14 protein-coding genes are annotated in these 19,506 nt (G+C 36.6%); 4 read left to right on the plus strand and 10 right to left on the minus strand.

Going from position 1 to position 19,506, the window contains the following annotated elements:
* The first annotated feature begins 97 nt into the window (after nt 1-97).
* Nucleotides 98-574 carry an Lrp/AsnC ligand binding domain-containing protein gene (locus CJ739_RS05680; RefSeq protein WP_117173277.1) on the plus strand — a complete coding sequence of 159 codons (477 nt, stop codon included), beginning with the start codon at nt 98-100 and terminating at the stop codon, nt 572-574.
* A 173-nt stretch (nt 575-747) separates the two neighbouring features.
* Here the strand turns inward: CJ739_RS05680 and CJ739_RS05685 are convergent, their stop codons facing one another.
* Nucleotides 748-2,289, minus strand: a complete 1,542-nt coding sequence (locus CJ739_RS05685; protein WP_117173279.1) for a glycine--tRNA ligase — start codon at nt 2,287-2,289, stop codon at nt 748-750.
* 214 nt (nt 2,290-2,503) lie between these two features.
* Here CJ739_RS05685 and CJ739_RS05690 point away from each other — a divergent pair, with 214 nt between their 5' ends.
* Together CJ739_RS05690 and CJ739_RS05695 are read left to right on the plus strand one after the other, a co-directional pair.
* Entirely contained in the window at nt 2,504-3,181 is a 678-nt protein-coding gene (locus CJ739_RS05690) for a ComF family protein (RefSeq protein WP_117173281.1), read from the plus strand.
* Nucleotides 3,182-3,239: 58 nt separating this feature from the next.
* The gene (locus CJ739_RS05695; protein WP_117173283.1) at nt 3,240-4,844 is read left to right on the plus strand and encodes an Ig-like domain-containing protein; all 1,605 of its coding nucleotides are present in this window, start codon (nt 3,240-3,242) and stop codon (nt 4,842-4,844) included.
* On the opposite strand, the gene CJ739_RS05700 is transcribed toward CJ739_RS05695, so the two are convergent.
* The 9 genes from CJ739_RS05700 to CJ739_RS05740 all read right to left on the minus strand — a co-directional run bounded on the left by CJ739_RS05700 (nt 4,831) and on the right by CJ739_RS05740 (nt 18,148).
* Nucleotides 4,831-5,610 (minus strand): amidohydrolase, encoded by a 780-nt coding sequence (locus CJ739_RS05700; protein WP_117178769.1) that lies wholly within the window; start codon nt 5,608-5,610, stop codon nt 4,831-4,833. The two genes, CJ739_RS05695 and CJ739_RS05700, sit on opposite strands and share 14 nt — an antisense overlap.
* 52 nt (nt 5,611-5,662) lie before the next feature.
* On the minus strand, nt 5,663-6,811 hold the full coding sequence (locus tag CJ739_RS05705) for a methionine aminotransferase (protein ID WP_117173285.1): 1,149 nt from the start codon (nt 6,809-6,811) through the stop codon (nt 5,663-5,665).
* 223 nt (nt 6,812-7,034) lie between these two features.
* Complete coding sequence (locus CJ739_RS05710) at nt 7,035-8,804, minus strand: MutS-related protein (RefSeq protein WP_117173287.1); 1,770 nt, start codon at nt 8,802-8,804, stop codon at nt 7,035-7,037.
* 102 nt (nt 8,805-8,906) lie between these two features.
* Nucleotides 8,907-9,611: a Bax inhibitor-1/YccA family protein gene (locus tag CJ739_RS05715; protein ID WP_117173289.1), complete on the minus strand. Its 705-nt coding sequence runs from the start codon at nt 9,609-9,611 to the stop codon at nt 8,907-8,909.
* 384 nt (nt 9,612-9,995) lie between these two features.
* Nucleotides 9,996-10,694, minus strand: a complete 699-nt coding sequence (locus CJ739_RS05720) for a zinc metallopeptidase (protein WP_117173291.1) — start codon at nt 10,692-10,694, stop codon at nt 9,996-9,998.
* A gap of 197 nt (nt 10,695-10,891) precedes the next feature.
* Nucleotides 10,892-11,992 carry an alanine dehydrogenase gene (gene ald / locus CJ739_RS05725; protein WP_117173293.1) on the minus strand — a complete coding sequence of 367 codons (1,101 nt, stop codon included), beginning with the start codon at nt 11,990-11,992 and terminating at the stop codon, nt 10,892-10,894.
* A gap of 477 nt (nt 11,993-12,469) precedes the next feature.
* Nucleotides 12,470-12,730: a SemiSWEET family sugar transporter gene (locus CJ739_RS05730; protein ID WP_117173295.1), complete on the minus strand. Its 261-nt coding sequence runs from the start codon at nt 12,728-12,730 to the stop codon at nt 12,470-12,472.
* Nucleotides 12,731-12,904: 174 nt separating this feature from the next.
* Nucleotides 12,905-14,212 (minus strand): IS110 family RNA-guided transposase, encoded by a 1,308-nt coding sequence (locus CJ739_RS05735; protein WP_117172209.1) that lies wholly within the window; start codon nt 14,210-14,212, stop codon nt 12,905-12,907.
* Between the two features lie 384 nt (nt 14,213-14,596).
* Nucleotides 14,597-18,148 (minus strand): leucine--tRNA ligase, encoded by a 3,552-nt coding sequence (locus CJ739_RS05740; protein ID WP_117173297.1) that lies wholly within the window; start codon nt 18,146-18,148, stop codon nt 14,597-14,599.
* 319 nt (nt 18,149-18,467) lie between these two features.
* On the opposite strand from CJ739_RS05740, the gene CJ739_RS05745 reads away from it, so the two are divergent.
* Nucleotides 18,468-19,415 carry a DMT family transporter gene (locus tag CJ739_RS05745; protein ID WP_117173299.1) on the plus strand — a complete coding sequence of 316 codons (948 nt, stop codon included), beginning with the start codon at nt 18,468-18,470 and terminating at the stop codon, nt 19,413-19,415.
* Nucleotides 19,416-19,506 lie beyond the last annotated feature (91 nt).

Below are 19,506 nucleotides of genomic sequence, written 5' to 3' on the forward strand. Positions count from 1 at the left end.
TTAAATTCAATGATAGGGTGTATGAGTAATTGCTAACACAATTTTAATTTCAATCTAAAACTATATTAGTACATTTATGTTTTAAATTTCAACCTAAATGAAATCCAAAAACAAAATCATAACCATCACCATAGACGGTATCGACAAAAAAATACTTCGCGCCTTGACCCAAGATGCCCGAACACCCATTTTGGAAATTGCCCGAAACGTTGGTATTTCTGGAGCTGCCATCCACCAACGATTAAAAAAACTAGAGAAGTCTAAATTGCTTAATGGGTCAAAATTTATAATAAACCCAAAAGTGCTAGGTTATTCAACATTAGCTTTTATTGGTATTTATCTAGACAAAGCCATTAATAACGAAGATGTTGTTAAGGCTTTAAAACGCATTCCCGAAGTTTTAGAATGCCATTACACCACAGGCAACTATAACATATTCATTAAACTGCTTTCGCGCGATAATGCCCATTTGATGCAGTTATTAAATAACGACATCCAAACTATTAATGGCGTTTTACGAACCGAATCGCTTATTTCTTTAGACCAACAGATTGATAGGCAAATTAGTATTTAACAAAACGAGGCTGCCTAAAAAGTCCTTTAAATTAATTTGTCAGGTTGAGCTTGTCGAAACCGATATTGATTACCAGTAAGCTAAAATATTTCGACAAGTTAAATATGAACATAGAACTAGACTTTTTTTACAGCCCCTTAATTTATTATGAGATCCCCACCTTCGCAGGCATGTTACATTTTCATTAACCAAGTACGTACATCTACTGCTTGCTTAATAATTTCTCTTAAGTCTTCAATTTTTACACGTTCTTGTTCCATGGAATCTCTGTGACGAATGGTCACTGTGTTATCTTTTAAAGTATCATGGTCTACAGTAATACAAAATGGCGTTCCGTTAGCATCTTGCCTTCTGTAACGGCGACCAACAGCATCCTTTTCGTCATAATCCACATTAAAATCCCATTTTAAATCGTCTACAATCTGTTTGGCGATTTCTGGTAAACCATCTTTTTTAACCAATGGCAATACTGCCGCTTTTATTGGCGCTAATACTGCTGGTAATTTTAAAACGGTTCTTGTGGTATTGTTTTCTAATTCTTCTTCAACCAAAGAATTTGAGAACACGGCTAAAAACATACGGTCCAAACCAATGGATGTTTCCAAAACATAAGGTGTATAACTGGCATTATCTTCATGGTCAAAATACTGTAATTTTTTACCAGAGAATTTTTCATGCTGTGACAAATCAAAATCTGTACGCGAGTGAATACCTTCCAACTCTTTAAATCCGAATGGGAATTTAAACTCAATATCGGTAGCAGCATCTGCATAATGTGCTAATTTTTCATGGTCGTGAAAACGGTAATTGTCCGTTCCCATACCTAAAGATAAATGCCATTTCATTCTGGTTTCTTTCCAGTGTTCAAACCATTCTTTTTGTGTGCCTGGTTTAATAAAAAACTGCATTTCCATTTGTTCAAACTCACGCATTCTAAAAATAAACTGTCTTGCCACAATTTCATTTCTAAACGCTTTACCTGTTTGTGCTATTCCGAAAGGAATTTTCAAACGGCTTGTTTTCTGAACATTTAAAAAGTTCACAAAAATACCTTGTGCCGTTTCGGGACGCAAGTATAAATCCATGGCATTTTCAGCCGAAGCACCCAATTTTGTTCCGAACATTAAGTTAAATTGCTTAACATCGGTCCAGTTTCTGCTTCCCGTTAAAGGATCGGCAATTTCTAATTCTTCAATGAGCGCTTTTACATCGGCTAAATCTTCATTTTCTAAAGATTTTGCCATACGTGAAAGTGTTGCATTTATTTTTTCTTGATATTCTACAACACGTACATTGGTGGTAATAAATTCTTTTTTATCAAAAGCATCACCAAAACGTTTGGCTGCTTTTTCAACTTCTTTATCAATTTTTGCTTCAATTTTAGCGCAATAGTCTTCAATGAGCACATCGGCTCTATAACGCTTTTTCGAATCTTTATTATCAATTAAAGGGTCGTTAAATGCATCAACGTGTCCAGACGCTTTCCACGTGGTTGGATGCATAAAAATGGCGGCGTCAATACCCACAATATTATCATTCATCTGCACCATGGCTTTCCACCAGTAGTCCCGAATGTTTTTCTTTAGTTCTGCACCGTTTTGTGCGTAGTCGTAAACTGCACTTAATCCATCGTAGATTTCACTACTTTGAAACACGTAACCATACTCCTTTGCATGAGAGATTACCTTTTTAAATTGATCGTCGTTATTTGCCATGGTGCAAAAATAAAAAACCGCACCAAACTAAATGCGTTCTTTACTAAAAATTAAGCGTGAATTTGCTTATTTTTAAATGCGTTAGGGATTGAAGCATTTGTTTGAGCTCTTTTTGCGACGGAAGGAGTAAAAAAGCGAGTGCGTAAAGCCCGACCACCTGCCCTGGGCGGAGTCGAAGGGTGTGGTAACGCCCAAATAATTAGTAGTGTATGTTATGCTTAAACCCTTAGTTAATTTATTATTCCCAAAAGTATGCCACGCTTGCCTGAACTTGCTGCAAGATAACGAGGATACTATTTGTGTAGATTGCAGGCACGATTTGCCTGTAACCAATTTTCATTTTGATGATGACGATGCGATAAAAAAGGTACTTTACGGACGTGCAAACATTGAAAATGGCACGGCACTTTTTAGATTTGAAAAAAAGGGGCTGGTACAACAACTTGTTCATGGATTGAAGTATAAAGGCTATGAAACTATTGGATATTCCTTAGGAAACTGGCTAGGAGGCGAATTAAAAACTTTAGATACTTATAAAACAGTTGACATGGTTATTCCTGTGCCTTTGCATAAAAAGAAGCTTAAAAAGCGAGGTTATAATCAGGTTGCAAAATTTGGACAACAAATTGCCGAAGCTTTGGATGTCGATTATGTAGATGATGTCCTTATAAAAGTTACCAACACGCAATCGCAAGTCTCAAAAAAGCAATTTGAAAGATGGAATAAAAATGATGCATTTTTTGAGATAACGAATAGTGATTTCATAAACAACAAACACATTCTTTTGGTTGATGACATTATTACTACCGGTGCTACTTTAGAGGCTTGCATCAGTGTTTTAAACAAAGCCAAAAACATAAAAATAAGTATCGCTACCATAGCAATAGCCTAAAGAGTTAACCGTTATATCTTTAAAATTATGTAGGTTTGTACAAAATTTAAAATTGGCGATGAACAAAACCCTTTCAAGTTTTATTTTATTGATTTTTTTAGGCCTTGTTTTTGTAAACTGCGCCAATAGAGGCACTCCCGATGGCGGCCCTAAAGATGACACTCCACCTAAGATCGTGGAAGAGCTTCCTAAAAATTACAGCACTGATTTTAAGGGTAAAGTCATTAAGATTTATTTTAATGAGTATATCAAGATTAAAGACATACAAAAACAGCTCATTATTTCGCCACCAATGAACACCCAACCAGAAATTACGCCGCTTGGTGGCGCCAGCAAATACATAACCATTAAAATTTTTGACACACTACAACCCAATACGACCTATGCGTTTAACTTTGGAAACAGCATTACCGACAATAATGAAGGGAATCCCTATCCGTATTATAGATATGTGTTTTCAACGGGCAGTTACATCGATTCGCTAAGTGTAAAAGGTAATATTGTTGATGCTTTAAAAAGACAGCCCGAAACCTTTGTAAATGTGGCGCTTTATGAGGTAGATTCTACGTTTACCGATTCTATTGTCTATAAAGAAACACCTAAATACATTACCAATACATTAGACAGCGTTACCACGTTTTCTATTGAAAACATTAAAGCTGGAAAGTATATGCTCATGGCTTTAAAAGATGGCAATGGCGATAATAAATTTCAACAAAAAACCGACCAAATAGCCTTTTACAAAAGCTTTATTACGGTGCCTACAGATTCTAGTTATACACTTAGGTTGTTTAATGAAGAACTCGATTTTAAAGCCAACAGACCACAAATAGCTGCTACCCAAAAAATAGCTATTGGATATGAAGGCGATTACAGTAAAATGAAGGTTCGTATGAAATCTGAAACTCCTAGCGACTTTGAATCCCGCATCACAAAAGACGAAAAAACAGATACACTTTATTATTGGTACAAACCCAAACTAGAAGTGGATTCGCTTATTTTAAATATCTCCCATACCGATTTTGATAAAGACTTTACCGTAAAAATCAGAAAACAGAAAAAAGATTCATTAATTATAAAAGGAAATTCCGGTGCTATTGGCATAGATCAGCCTTTTAAAATTACTGGAAATATTCCATTTGTTCATTTCGATGCTTCTAAAATCAACCTAATTGATAAAGATTCAACAAAAATTGATATCACTTCAGAATTTGATTCTATTAGCAATACATATGCGCTTAACTTTAAAAAAACATACGAAAATAGTTACAAAATACTGGTGTTACCTGAAGCTTTTACCGATTTTTTCGACACTAAAAACGACACCTTAAACTTTAATCTAACGACACGAAAGGCATCCGATTTTGGCTTTGCACGTTTCACATTGGTAAACGCAAAATATCCATTGATTATTCAACTAACTACCGATAAAGGTAACGTAAGAGCAGAAAGATATGTGACCAAACCCGAAACCATCGACTTTTTAGATCTACAACCAAGCACCTATTACATTAGAGTGATTCATGATACTAATGGCAATGGTAAATTCGATACGGGTAATTATCTTAAAAAAATACAGCCTGAACGGGTCAGTCATTTTAAAGAAATAGAAATACGCGCCGATTGGGGTTATCCTGAAACTTTGGAGTTTACTTCAGAATAAATTCATCTTTATCAGCTAAAAACTTAAGTTTATTACGGTAAAAATTAATATGGCTGCGTTCTAAAATAGCTACCTCAACCTGCTCCCTATTTGGTTTTATGGCAGTTATGGCATTACCCAACACATCATAAACTGCCGAGTTTCCGGAGTACTCGTTTTGCGCCCCGTCTAAACCCACACGGTTTACGCCCACAACATAACTCATATTCTCAATAGCCCGTGCTTTTAACAGGGTATCCCAAGCAAAAATTCTTGGTTTGGGCCAGTTAGCAACATACAGCAATACATCATAATTTTCAATGTTTCTTGCCCAAACCGGGAATCGCAAATCGTAACAAACCAAAGGGCAAATTTTCCATCCTTTATAGTTTATTATTACTTTTTCCTTGCCTGCTGAATAGATTTTATCCTCACCCGCAAGTGTAAAGGTGTGTCTTTTATCATATATTGTAATGCTGCCCGATGGATCCACAAAAAGCAGGCGATTATAATAGGTTTTATTTTCAGAAATAATAAGGCTTCCAACGATGGCTGCCCCTGTTTTTTGAGCTTGTTCTTGCATCCAAGCCACTGTTTTTCCGTCCATGGTTTCGGCAACAGTTTCGACTTTCATGGTAAACCCTGTAGAAAACATTTCGGGGAGTACAATAACATCTACTGCTTTTAAAATACTTTCAATTTTCTCTGAAAAGTTTTTACGATTTTGTTTAGGGTTTTCCCAAACCAAATCAGATTGTATTAAGGCTACTTTAAGTTGATCTTGCATATCATCCATTTACATTAAAACTTTCACTTTGTTTTTCAATATCTTCTTTAATCTAAATAATTCTGTTTAAAATATCTGCTGCTTGCTTTAAGGTGTCATCTGTTTTTGCAAAACAAAAACGAAGCACTTTATTGTCTAAATTATTACTATTGAAAACCGACAAAGGAATGGAAGCAATACCGGATTCTATAGTTAATCGTTTAGCAAAATCAACATCATGTTCTTGGGTTATCCCTGAATAATCCAGCACTTGAAAATACGTGCCTTTTGATGCTGCAAATTTAAACTTGGAATCTTTGATTAAAGTTAAAAATAAATCCCGTTTCTTTTGATAAAAATCTGATAATTCTAAATAATGTTTTGGCTCCTGCATATAATCGGCAATGCCTTTTTGGGTAGGATGATGAATGCAAAAGACAGTAAACTGATGCACTTTTAGAAATTCCTGCATCAATTCTTTGGGCGCACAACAATACCCAATACGCCAACCCGTGTTATGAAAGGTTTTACAAAAGGATGCCACCACAAAACTCCTCGTTTTTAAATCAGGAAACAAACAGGCACTTTGGTGATTTTCGCCATCATAAATCATGTGCTCATAAACCTCATCACTTAACACCATGATATTGGTATTTCTGGTCAGGTTTTCCAATTGAAGCATATCGTCTTTTGAAAACACAGACCCTGTTGGATTGTGTGGCGAATTGATAATAATCATTTTGGTTTGACTATTAATCTTTTCCTTCACCTCATGCCAATTGACTTTAAAACCATTAGACGCTTGCAATTGAATAGGCACTGCTTTTCCGCCATTTAACTCGACATTAGGCTCATAACTATCGTAGGCTGGTTTAAAAATAATAACCTCGTCGTTGGGTTTTATAAAAGTTGTAATAATGGTAAAAATAGCTTGCGTTGCTCCTGCGGTTACGACAATTTCGCTTTCAGGATGGTAACTGGTGTTATAAAGCAATTCGTATTTTTTAGCAATGGCTTGGCGAAGTTCTAAATCCCCAAGCATTGGTGCATATTGGTTGTAACCAGAATTCATAGCCTTACTAACCAAATCGATTAGTTTTTGGTCGCTTTTAAAGTTTGGAAAACCCTGAGATAAATTAATAGCACCATGCTCAGTCGCCAAGGCACTCATTACCGAAAAAATGGTAGTTCCAACGTTTGGTAGTTTAGATGTATGTTGCATGTTGGTTGTTGGTTGTTGGGTGTTGGGTGTTGGGTGTTGGTTGTAGGTTGTTGGTTGTTAGTTGTTAGTTGTAGGTTGTTGGTTGTTGAGCTGTCAATTCTGAATTCTGAATTCTAGTTTCCCTCCCCTTTTTCACGACACAACGACTCACGATTCACCTTTCCCTTTTCACGTCCTTTTCACGATTCACGATTCACGATTCACGACTCACGACTCACGATTTTCAAACAATATTCATTTTCTTCAACAAAAAAGAGGCATTCATGTTTTTACAAACACCTGTTTTCAACGTGTAATCAAAATGAAGTTCGTCGTTTATAATTTCAGCATCAAAATAATAATTTTTAACCTGATGAAGCTCTTTTTCAATCTCGCATAAACTTAAATCGTGCGTTGCAATAATTCCAGTGGCGTTTGAAGCGACTAATTTTTCAACAAATTTCCTGGAACCTATGGCTTTATCGGTGCTATTGGTGCCTTTTAAAATTTCATCTAGAACAATAAAATAGGGTTCTTCCTGAATGGCATCAACAATATATTTTAAACGGGTTAATTCTGAAAAGAAATACGAACTATCGTCGGTTAAAGAATCAGTAGTTCGCATGCTTGTAATGAGTTTTACAGGGGAATAGCTGCTTGATTGTGCACAAACAGGCAAGCCAACATTCGCCATCACAATATGCAAAGATACGGTTCTTAAAAACGTGCTTTTCCCAGCCATATTAGCGCCCGTAACTATAAAAAACTGTTCGTTTTCTATAGTTAAATTGCTATCCACACGTTTATTCTTATTTAATAAAGGATGTCCTAAATCTGTCGCTTTTATGACAGCTCCTTTTTCTTCGATGTTCGGAAACACAAAATCTGGATGGTTAAACACAAAATTCCCTAAGGAATTATAAGCATCAAAAAACGATACCACTTCAAACCAGTCGGTGACTTTATCGGCGTGATGTGAGATCCATTGCTCGATGTGATAGCTGTTTTTTATATCAGACAGAAAGAATCCATTTCCAAAAATGGCAGAGAGAAAATTATTCCGGTTGTCTAAAGCATCTAACGCCTTAGAAAGCTCTCTAAAAATATCAGACGCTTTTTTTCCTTGCTGTTGAATTTGCTGCTGTTTTTGTTTTAATAATTCCGAAGAAAACGATTCTTTTTCAATTAAATCCAAAAGCGAGGCGTATTGGCGAAAGGTTTCTTTCACCTTATCGGTATTCGCTGATAACACATTGATTTTTTTTACATAAATCCCTGAAATTCCTAAACCTACAAGCAACCAATATCCTATAAAAATAGCATCAATGACATTAAAAAGTCCCAAAGCAAAAACGAGTATTGAAATAAGTGTAAACCCTAAAGGGAGCCATTTGAGTATTTTTGGTAAAAACGCCTGATACTGTTGCAACCAATGTATAATTTGCTTTGCAGGTGTTTCAACAACAACCAAACGAGATGTTGCTGAATAAAACTGACGCCATTTCGGTTTCGAACTTAGCTCTTTAATAGCCTGTTGACGCGAAACAATACCAGTAATATCATTTGCCTTCAAAGCATCGGCTAATTTTTGGGTCCCTTCATTTATAGTGGTTCTATTTATAAATTGAAAAAAAGAACCACGACCAAACAAATCGATATCCAAGCTATAAAAGTGATGGGGATCCTGAAACTGCAAACCAGAATCCCTGTGGTGAAAATCTCCCGAAGCAATTTCAATTTCGTCTTGATTAATAGCTACTAAAGCTTCCTTGAACTGCTTTTGCGATTTAATATCATTATACTTTGACAATAAATACAGAAAAACAGCAATACCGACTATGCCAATAACCACTGCTACTTGCCAGTTTTTAAACCCAACATATATACCAATGCCCGTTAATGCAAAAACCGAGAGGCGATATACACTTAACATCGTCATGTGTCCATACAGCTTTTGCGCTCGTTTTTTATATGTTTTTAAATGCTTTTGATAATATGCTAACGGATTATTCATTATTGATTTTTATTGAAAAAGTAAAGAAACAAAAAAAGCCCTGAAACACGTCAGAGCTTTTATTTTATATTTTGAAGTAGTTTAAACTTTTTCTAATTGGCTTTAGTCTCTAGACATAAAAATACTAAGCACATACCAAAATAGTAGCATTAACGAAGCAAATAAGCCCAATGCTGCTGGAATATATTCATCATTGGAATATTTATTCACCAAATTTGATGTTTGGTATAAGATAGAACCTGCCGCCAATACACACATACCTACCGAGAACCAAAGTCCTAAATTAAACCCGAATAAGGTGCCTGCTAAAATTAATCCGATGGCGATAAAAAATCCAACGGTTAAGCCCGCTTTTAAAAAGGAAAAATCTTTTTTAGTTACAAAAACGATTGCCGACAACCCTGTGAATAATGCTAAAGTCACTATCGCTGCTTGATTTAGAATTTCTGGACCCGATTCCATATAAAAGGCAGCAATGTAAATAAGCGGCACAAAAATAAAAGCTTCAGCCAGAATATAAACACCGTAAGCCAAATATTGTTTGTTCTTATCGGGCGTTTTCAAGGTCATTCTTTCGGCATAATTGGTTATAAACATAAAACCGCCCAGCATGATTAGCCAACGATAACCCTCTGTCATAGACAAGGCAAAACTCACAATAGCTTCGCTTTGAAGTAATAAATATTCAAAAAGAACGAATACTAAAACACCACCGGCAACATGCGAATAGGTTTTTTTATAAAAAGCAACTTTATCAACTTCTGAAAGTTCGCTTACCATTAATTTGTTTTCAACTAGGTTTTCCATAAATACTTAATTAGTTAAGGTTTCAAAATTAAAGATATAAAAAAAGAACAGAATTCTTAATTTAATGTAAGAATTCTGTTCTTTTCAATTATTTAAAACCTTTGTTGTCTGATAAAACTTTGAAAATTCCCTTCAGAGCCTGTTTAAATTTATATCAATTGTTTTTCTATGTCCCTTTTTGCGCCTAATTTCGTTGAAACCTCATCAAATGGCCCTGCCATTATCTTCGATTTCGCCTCATTTTGCATCAAAAATGACCTATAGAAGATCCAATCATACAATTTTAAACAGGCTCTCAAACACAGTGATAATGGCTTTTTAAAAAGATTACTGATTTGTTGTCAATTTATCTTTCTCTTGTCTATTGTCTATTTTCTTTTAATATTAATCTCTAGACCCACCAAATACCTGAAGCGCCCAATATACTAATGAAGCCAAAGCACCAATAGCAGCTACCAAATACGTTCTGGCTGCCCATTTAAGCGCATCTTCAGAGCCTGCATATTCTTGTTGGGACACCATGTTTTTACTTTTTAACCAAGCCAAGGCACGGTTACTGGCATCATATTCAACAGGCAATGTTATAAAACTAAATAAGGTGGCGAACCCCATCATTACCAAACCGGCAACAGCTATATAATAGCCAAGACCAACACCAGCTGCCGCTCCTAATATTAAACCACCAAGAACGACCCATTGCGACATCCCAGAGGTGACACTAACCACAGGTACTAATGCCGAACGCATTTTCAACCACTCGTAAGCTTGTGCGTGCTGTACCGCATGTCCACATTCGTGAGCAGCAACAGCCGCAGCCGCAGCGTTGCGTTGGGTATAAACCGATTCACTTAAATTCACGGTTCTATTTTTTGGATTGTAATGGTCTGTTAATTGTCCAGGTGTAGAAATAACCTCAACATTGGTAATACCGTGGTCTGCCAACATTTTTTCGGCTATTTCGGCACCACTCATACCATTACGCAATTGCACTTTAGAGTATTTATCAAACTTACGCTTCAACGTACTGCTTACCAACCAGCTTACCAGCGCAATAGCTCCTAATAATATATAATATCCAATCATTGTTTTAAATTTTATTTTTACTAATTAAATATAACAAAAATAACGCCAAATTAGTCTGGATGATATTATGTCAGTAAAAGAATTTATCTTGACTTTCTCTATTTCCTAAAAAATGGCTAAAATGAGTTCAAAACTAAAAAACCCCAAGAAATATCTTGAGGTTTAAAGTTATCTATTTTTAAACTATTGAAAGTGATTCAAGCTTTTGCAAACTCTAAATCGAATGCTTCAGCTATTTCTTTATAAACAATCTCTCCTTTTACAATATTTAATCCTTTGGCTAAAGACGCATTCTTTTTACAGGCTTTCTTCCATCCTTCATTTGCCAATTTAATAACATAAGGTAAAGTGACATTGGTTAATGCTACAGTCGATGTATATGGAACAGCTCCAGGCATATTGGCAACACAGTAATGTACGACATCATCAATAATATAAGTAGGATCTTGATGCGTTGTAGCTCTGGTCGTTTCAAAACATCCGCCTTGATCTACCGCCACATCCACAATTACAGTCCCTGGACGCATGTCTTTTAACATGTCTTTGGTAATCAATTTTGGTGCTTTTGCGCCTTTTAATAACACACCACCAATGATTAAATCTGAATCCTTGATATGTTTTCTAATATTGTATTCACTCGAAAATTCGCTAATCACATTATTTGGCATGGAGTCACTTACATAACGTAATGCTTTCATGTTAATATCCATAATAATGACCAAAGCACCCAATCCTGCTGCCATTTTAGCCGCCTGATAGCCCACAACACCAGCACCTAGTACCAACACTTTTGCTGGCGGCACCCCAGGAACACCTCCTAATAAAATACCGCGACCTTTAATTGGTTTTTCTAAATATTTAGCACCTTGTTGAATAGACATCCTACCTGCTACTTCAGACATAGGGATTAACAAAGGCAAAGTGCCATTTTCATCCTCAACAGTTTCATAAGCAATACAAACCGCTTTACTCTTAATCATGGCATTTGTAAGCTCCTCACTAGACGCAAAATGAAAATAGGTAAATACTACATGATGTGGTTTTATCAAACTATACTCCTGTTCTATTGGTTCTTTAACCTTAACAATCATTTCTGCGGCGGCATAAACATCTTCAATCGTATCAAGAATAGTGGCGCCAGCTCCAACATAATCCTTATCAAAAAAACCACTTCCAAATCCAGCATTTTTCTGTACATACACCGTGTGGTTTCTTTTGGTTAATTCAAACACACCCGAGGGTGTCATACCTACTCTGTTTTCATTGTTTTTAATTTCTATTGGAACCCCTATTTTCATATGTAAATATTTATTGTTTTTTAATGGTTATATGGACACGAGCGATAGCGAACTGGCGAAGCAATCGCTTTATTTTCATTGGTGTTTGGGTTTACAAATCATGGCGATTTCATAGTTTAATATTTTAAGTTAGTCAAAAACCTATGCAATATTAAAACAAACAATTGAAAAAAAATTCAAAAAAGCTATTTTTGATGAATAATATTTAACAAATTTAACTTTTTTTTAGTAATTACATAAAACACATCAATTTAATAGGAAATATTAAGAGACTATTTAACTCGGAAGAAAAGACAAAAAAGAAACTGATTGTCCGTGATTAATCATAATGAGCGTCTCCTCGAGCGCAGTCGAGAGGTTATTGACTTAACGACTTCAAAAGTAGGTCTCGACTGCGCTCGACCCGACAACGACATTCTCTCTAAATGATTGATTACGGATATACAAAAAAGACCCCTAAAAAGAAGTTTGAAGCAACTAATTTTTGCTGTACCTAATTTTAAAATAAACCAATAAAAACGCCGAAATAAGTGTTACGGCATTTGCCGAAACCATAGACGGACTTTGTTTATAAACGCCGTAAACCAGCCATAAAAAAACGCCAATAAAAAACATGATTAACATGGGTAAAGACAAACCCGAAACATCTTTGGTTTTCCATGTTTTGTAAACTTGAGGTAAGAAGGCAGCCGTTGTTAAAATAGCTGCTGAAAAACCGATGATTTCTGTATCATTCATTCAAAGTGATTATTTTTAGTTGAAACGCTAATAGTGACCATATCGACATTAGCTATCATTTTTATTCTAAAAAAGCAATATAAAATGACATTTAGTTTGTCAGACTGAGCTTGTCGAAGTCCATTACTACCACTTCTTCCATATAGCTTCGACAGGCTACCATTGACGTATTTGCTAAACCGCTGTTTTATAGCTAATTGACAAACCAAGTTCTCTTGCCATTTTCATAATGTTCTTTTGTTTATTAAACAAGATCTTCTCCTCATAATCTTTGATTCCCTTCTCTACATATGACAGTCCTTTAACAAATAGCTTCCAATAGAGCTCTGCCAGTTTTCTTGCCATTGCCTTTATTGCCGGTGATGCCCCTTTCTTTGCCCTTATCTTTCTGCCAAAAGCACCCAATGCAATTTTCTTGCTGTTGAGCAGGCTCGTGGCCGCTTGCTTAAATATCAGGCCGGCCTTTGGTTGTCCTTTAGCCTTATAGTTTTTTTTCATCTTGCCCGAATGGTGCTGTTTTGGCGCCAGTCCCAACCAGGAAGTAAAATGCTTTTCTGTTTTCCATTTATGTAAATCAGTCCCTATTTCCGATAGGAGCTGCATCCAATTATAATCTGTTATACCGGGTAGGACCGTAGCATCTTTGCCTTCAAATATTTGCAATAGATAACGGTCCATTCCTTCTATATTTGGTTTGTGGTGCCTCACGTTTTTTCGTGGAGTTGCCTTATTTGATACTTTAGGCCGGTTTGCCCCCATCTTTTTAAGGACTTCTTCCATTTTCAGATCACAACCGGCAATTTGTTGTTGATAAAAATCATAGCACACCACTGCTTGGCCCAAAGCAAATAGCCCTGCTTCATTGTAGTGCCCTTTCAAGGATTTAAGGATCAGTTCCTTTTTTGTTTTCAACACACTCCCATGGCATAGCTTTACCAAAACCCCGGGATCCCTTTCGCCCTTTAAGATCGCCCTGATTATTTTCAATCCACTTACCCCGTGAACTTGGTCCAGAACTTCTTTTAGCCGAACGTTCATCAGGGTCAGTGCTTTTTGCATATGGTTAATATGCATAGCAGCACTACGGATGTGATCTTCGCGCAGGCGTTGATAGCTCCTTAGTTCATGTACCAGTTCATCTGCAACAAAACAACGGTTCAACAAACCATAGCTGTGCAATTGCTGTATCCATTGACAGTCCTTTACATCGGTCTTTCTGCCTGGAACTTGTTTTGTGCTCCTGCCATCCACCAACCATACATCGATGCCTCTTGCCTTCAATATATCATAGAGGATGACCCAATACACTCCCGTGGCTTCCATGGCCACTGAGGTTACATTGTTTTCCTCTAAGTAAGATACCGCCTGTTCCAGATCTGATGTGAAGGTATCAAAACTGCGAACCTCCTTATCTTCAAGACCTATGAAGATTTTTTTGGCTCCGATATCGATCCCTCCTGCGTTTTTCCTGATTTTTTTCATCCTACATTATTTTTTAAAATCACACCCAGAAAATTTTTATGCTTGCTAGACTACCATTCGGGCATTATTATAAATAAGCACCATAATCGCTACCCCTATTTTCTGAAAACCATACTCAACCACAGGTATATAAACACTACGCTGTGCCTCGGAAATATTGTGACTTTTTGTTAAACTTGCACAAAATACGTCATCGCATTCGCTAGTTAAAAACTTTAACAAAAGTCTCAGCTTGACAAAATGCTACCTATAGGCTTCACCGTCAACATCCTGTCGAAGTCCCGATTTTAAGCAGGTATGATTGAGACATCACATACAGACTAAAAACGGTTCTTGTTATGTGATGTCTCCTAGCGTCAACATGGCAAAGCAATGGCTTTAGCTTTAACCTACAATATTGACAATTTTACCAGGTACAATAATTACTTTTTTAGGAGTACGCCCCTGTAATTGTTCTTGGGTTTTTTCGTGCGCCATCACCACTTCTTCAATTTGTTGTGCATTAAAGTCCATTGGCAATTCTAAAGTAAAACGCGTTTTTCCATTGAATGAAATCGGGTAGTTTTTACTGCTTTCTACCAAATAACTGGCATCAAATTTTGGGAATGGAGCTGTTGAAATCGATTCGGCATGCCCTAACTGACCCCATAATTCTTCAGCGATATGCGGTGCATAAGGCGATAATAGAATCAATAACGGTTCCAGTATCTCTTTTGAAGTGCATTTTTGAGCCGTCAATTCATTTACCGCAATCATAAAGGTTGATACCGAAGTATTAAACGAGAAATTCTCGATGTCTTCCTGAACTTTTTTAATGGTTTTATGCAATGTTTTTAGGTTATCTTTTGTTGGTTCAGTATCAGTTACACCAAAGCCTCTTACAACAACTTTACCTCCTCCATAAAGACCTTCTGTTTTTGGGTCATGAAGATAATAATTAGGATTGTCTCTAAGATTAATATCTTCTCCTTGATGATATAATCTCCAAAGTTTTTTTAGGAAACCATGAACACCTGTAATACCAGCCGTGTTCCAAGGTTTGTATTGCTCCAAGGGGCCTAAAAACATTTCGTAAAGACGTAAGCTGTCGGCACCATACTCCTCACAAATTTGGTCTGGATTGACGACGTTGTATTTGGATTTGGACATTTTTTCGACTTCGCGGCCTACTAAATATGCCCTCCCTTGTTTACCAGAAAGAGGTTCATTAATATCATAAATACTTCCATCCATTAACAAGAATTCAGCATTTATATAATCTTGATTTAATGTATGATTTTTGAATTTTTCAATATCTAACTCATTAGATACGTCGTTAATAACTGACAAATCTACATGAATAGGCGCAAAATCAATTGTCATCTGATCATTCCATTCTTTAACATTATATTTTCTATGAATAATATCTAAAAACGAATAAATTGCATTTAAATCCTTTGACTGATAAAAATTATATGAAATAAAAACAGGAGGAATCCCAATAGTCCCTAAAACTTTATAAACAAAAGCACTCATTCCCAAAATCATCCCTTGGTTAATCAGCTTTTTGGCATATTCATCCACAGGCACCAAGCCTTTGTCAAACAAGAATTTTTGCCAAAAACGGGAGTACAATAAATGCCCTGTGGCGTGTTCGCTGCCACCAATGTACAAATCGACATCTTTCCAGTAATTAAGAGCTTCTTTACTGGCAAATTCGTTTTCGTTATGCGCATCCATATAGCGGTTAAAATACCAAGAACTGCCTGCCCAACCTGGCATGGTGTTGAGTTCGAGAGGATATATGCCATTGTGGGATCCTTCGACTGCGCTCAGGGTGACACCTTCCTTCGTTTCGTCATGCTGAACTTGTTTCAGCATCTCATTAGGCACCACCTTGTTGTTCTTAGTGTCCCACGCCCAAACGGTGGCATTTCCTAAAGGTGGTTCGCCGGTTTCGGTTGGTAAATATTTTTCAACTTCGGGTAATTTAATCGGTAAATGTTTGGCATCAATCATTTGTGGCATGCCATCAACATAATACACCGGGAAGGGTTCGCCCCAATACCGTTGGCGACTAAACACCGCATCACGCAAGCGGTAATTGGTTTTTCCTTGACCTTGACCTAGTTTTTCTAATTCATCAACAACTTTTTTGGTCGCTTCTTTATAACCTAAACCGTTTAAGAAATCGGAATTCGCAATAATAGTTTTATCCTTATCTGCAAACGCTTCTTCAGAAATATCGACACCTTCAAAAATATTAGGAATAGGGATATTAAAGTGTTTTGCGAAATCATAATCACGTTGGTCGCCACATGGCACCGACATCACTGCACCTGTTCCATAACCTGCAAGCACATAATCACCAATCCACACGGGAATCGGTTCTTTGGTAAATGGGTGTTCTGCATACGCACCTGTAAACACACCAGAAATGGTTTTTACATCCGCCATGCGATCGCGCTCACTACGTTTGGCTGTGGCTAAAATATAAGCCTCAACCTCCGCTTTTTGCTCTGGTGTTGTGATTTGTGAAACCAGTTCGTGTTCTGGAGCCAGCGTCATAAAAGAAACGCCGAAAATGGTGTCGGGACGGGTCGTGAAGACTTCAATCCCCCTAACCCCCGAAGGGGGAATTTGCTCACTTATATGTGAATCACTTTTAACTGATTCTCTTTGTGATAATTCTTCTTTGATTGTTTTTAAAACACCTTCAATATTACCTAAAACTTCTTCATTTTTAAATCGAATAACTTTAAAGTAATTATTTTCTAGGATTTCGGTTCGTTCAGCATCTTCTTCAATTTGAGAATCATGAATTTCACCATCTACTTCGATAATCAATTTTTTATCTAAGCAAACAAAGTCAACAATGTAATCTCCTATTAGATGTTGTTGTCTAAATTTGGCGCCCAAATTTTTATTCCTAAGTTGTTCCCATAATGCAGCTTCAGCCAGAGTAGGATTAGCGCGCATGTCTTTAGCATGTTTAAGTAGTAAATGCGAATTATTTCCACCTGTCATATACCCTGCACGAGTAAGCAACCCTGCTTTCTCTTCCCCTTCGGGGAAGGATAGGATGGGGAAAAACACACTCGCACCAACCGATTTCCCAATCCAGTTACGCTGACTTTCTTTAAGTGAATCGGTCCAATCTATTTTATCCAATCCTTGAAGCAAACGTTCCGCATAAGCAGAAATTCGCATACTCCATTGTGTCATTTTTTTTCTTATTACTGGATGGCCACCACGTTCGGAAACACCATTTACAATCTCATCATTTGCCAACACCGTTCCCAATGCAGGACACCAGTTGACTTCGATTTCAGCTAAATATGTTAATCGGTATTGTAATAAAATTTGTTGTTGCTTCACGGCATCAAAAGCATTCCAATCTTCCGCAGAAAAGGCTTCAACAGTATCATCGCAAACAGCATTTACTTTTGAATTGCCTTCCGAAGCAAAAATCTTTATGAGTTCTGAAATGTCTTCAGCTTTATCGCTATCCTTATTATACCAAGAGTTGAACAGTTGAATGAAAATCCACTGCGTCCATTTGTAATAGCTTGGATCGGACGTTCTAACTTCACGAGACCAATCGAATGAAAAACCAATTTGATCTAACTGACGGCGGTAGGTTTTAATGTTTTCAGCAGTTGTAATCGCAGGATGTTGCCCCGTTTGGATGGCATACTGTTCCGCAGGCAAACCAAAACTATCGTATCCTTGCGGATGCAATACATTAAACCCTTGATGGCGTTTATAACGTGCATAAATATCGGAAGCGATGTATCCTAATGGATGCCCAACGTGCAAACCCGCACCACTGGGGTATGGAAACATATCCAGTACATAAAATTTAGGTTTATCCGATTTATTTTCAGCTTTAAACGTTTGGTTTTTTGCCCAATAGTCTTGCCACTTTTTCTCGATTTTATTGAAATCGTACGTCATGTTCTTGTATTTCTGCTTTTTGAAAGCACAAATTTACGCTTTCTACAGAAAACTAAAAGCATTTAGCTTTTTATATCATTAGTGACTGTCTAAATATAACAACTAAATAAACAAATTTCTTGAAACGAACAATCCATGAGGCAGAGCCATAGGAGCATTTTGCTTGTTTCATTTGTCTTAAAGGCACAAAAAACGAAATTTGTTTATTACACCTCACCCAAAACTGTCAGACAGTTTTGACCTCTCCTCAAGGAGAGGTAGAAGCGGAAACCCCGGGGCCAGCCCCGAGGAATTCTTTAGATTTAAGGTTTTGTTTAAAATGCAATTTGTAATTTCGCCGCTTAAACATCATTTTGGTTTGATAAAAGATACTACCAAAGCCCATTTGGCCTTATTGGGTGCTAATGTCATATATGGCGCAAACTACATCATTGCTAAGGGCATTATGCCAAATAAAATTGGTCCTACCGCTTTTGTTTTTATTAGGCTTTCTTGCTGTGTCCTCCTTTTTTGGGCCATAAAATTTTTATTTATTAAAGAAAAGATTGAAAAAAAAGATTTATTGATACTAGCGCTTTGTGGTCTGTTTGGTGCCGCCGCTAACCAACTGTTATTTTTTCATGGCATTAATTTAACCTCACCTATTGACGCTTCAATCATTCAAACGGCGACACCCGTTTTAGTTTTAATCTTTAGTGCTCTTATTTTAAAAGAACGCATTACCCAAAATAAAGTACTAGGCATCACATTGGGAGCTATTGGCGCCATCTTTTTAATTATATATGGCAGTAAAGCGGTTGGCACGAGTTCGTTTCTAGGCAATTTATTTGTTTTATTAAATGCCTGTAGCTACGGACTCTACCTGGTTTTAGCAAAAACTTTAATGAAAAAATACCATGCGGTTACCGTCATTAGTTGGGTGTTTTTGTTTGGGTTTATCTATGTGTTTCCGTTTGGGGTTTCAGAATTTTTGAATACCGATTTTGAAGCCTTTACTACCAGCACCTATTTAACCATTGGCTATGTGGTTTTATTTACCACCTTTTTTGCCTACTTATTTAATATTTATGCGCTTAATCACTTGACGCCTTCTGTCACAAGTAGTTATATATATTTACAACCTGTGGTTAGTTTTCTATTAGTCAGCATATTGGCCTATGTTTTTATACAAGACCAATATGCGCAAGACATCAATATCGTTAAAATATTAAGTTGCATACTTGTGGCAGTCGGCGTGTATATAATAAGTAAACCACAAAAAAAATAAGTTTATAATCACCATTTATAAAACAATCTTAAAACTTTAAGCGTTGTAATACTTAGTGGAATAGAATACTTTACTATTTTTACACTGTTAA

The organism is Mariniflexile sp. TRM1-10 (genome assembly GCF_003425985.1).
In the GTDB taxonomy this organism is placed as follows: Bacteria; Bacteroidota; Bacteroidia; order Flavobacteriales; family Flavobacteriaceae; genus Mariniflexile.

Excerpts from the sequence above, each read along its gene's own strand:
- CJ739_RS05705 (WP_117173285.1), bottom strand. The coding sequence starts at position 6,811 with ATGCAACATACATCTAAACTACCAAACGTTGGAACTACCATTTTTTCG.
- CJ739_RS05730 (WP_117173295.1), bottom strand. The coding sequence starts at position 12,730 with ATGAATGATACAGAAATCATCGGTTTTTCAGCAGCTATTTTAACAACG.
- CJ739_RS05720 (WP_117173291.1), bottom strand. The coding sequence starts at position 10,694 with ATGATTGGATATTATATATTATTAGGAGCTATTGCGCTGGTAAGCTGG.
- CJ739_RS05695 (WP_117173283.1), top strand. The coding sequence starts at position 3,240 with ATGAACAAAACCCTTTCAAGTTTTATTTTATTGATTTTTTTAGGCCTT.
- ald (WP_117173293.1), bottom strand. The coding sequence starts at position 11,992 with ATGAAAATAGGGGTTCCAATAGAAATTAAAAACAATGAAAACAGAGTA.
- CJ739_RS05690 (WP_117173281.1), top strand. The coding sequence starts at position 2,504 with ATGCTTAAACCCTTAGTTAATTTATTATTCCCAAAAGTATGCCACGCT.
- CJ739_RS05710 (WP_117173287.1), bottom strand. The coding sequence starts at position 8,804 with ATGAATAATCCGTTAGCATATTATCAAAAGCATTTAAAAACATATAAA.
- CJ739_RS05715 (WP_117173289.1), bottom strand. The coding sequence starts at position 9,611 with ATGGAAAACCTAGTTGAAAACAAATTAATGGTAAGCGAACTTTCAGAA.
- CJ739_RS05745 (WP_117173299.1), top strand. The coding sequence starts at position 18,468 with ATGCAATTTGTAATTTCGCCGCTTAAACATCATTTTGGTTTGATAAAA.
- CJ739_RS05685 (WP_117173279.1), bottom strand. The coding sequence starts at position 2,289 with ATGGCAAATAACGACGATCAATTTAAAAAGGTAATCTCTCATGCAAAG.
- CJ739_RS05680 (WP_117173277.1), top strand. The coding sequence starts at position 98 with ATGAAATCCAAAAACAAAATCATAACCATCACCATAGACGGTATCGAC.
- CJ739_RS05700 (WP_117178769.1), bottom strand. The coding sequence starts at position 5,610 with ATGCAAGATCAACTTAAAGTAGCCTTAATACAATCTGATTTGGTTTGG.
- CJ739_RS05740 (WP_117173297.1), bottom strand. The coding sequence starts at position 18,148 with ATGACGTACGATTTCAATAAAATCGAGAAAAAGTGGCAAGACTATTGG.
- CJ739_RS05735 (WP_117172209.1), bottom strand. The coding sequence starts at position 14,212 with ATGAAAAAAATCAGGAAAAACGCAGGAGGGATCGATATCGGAGCCAAA.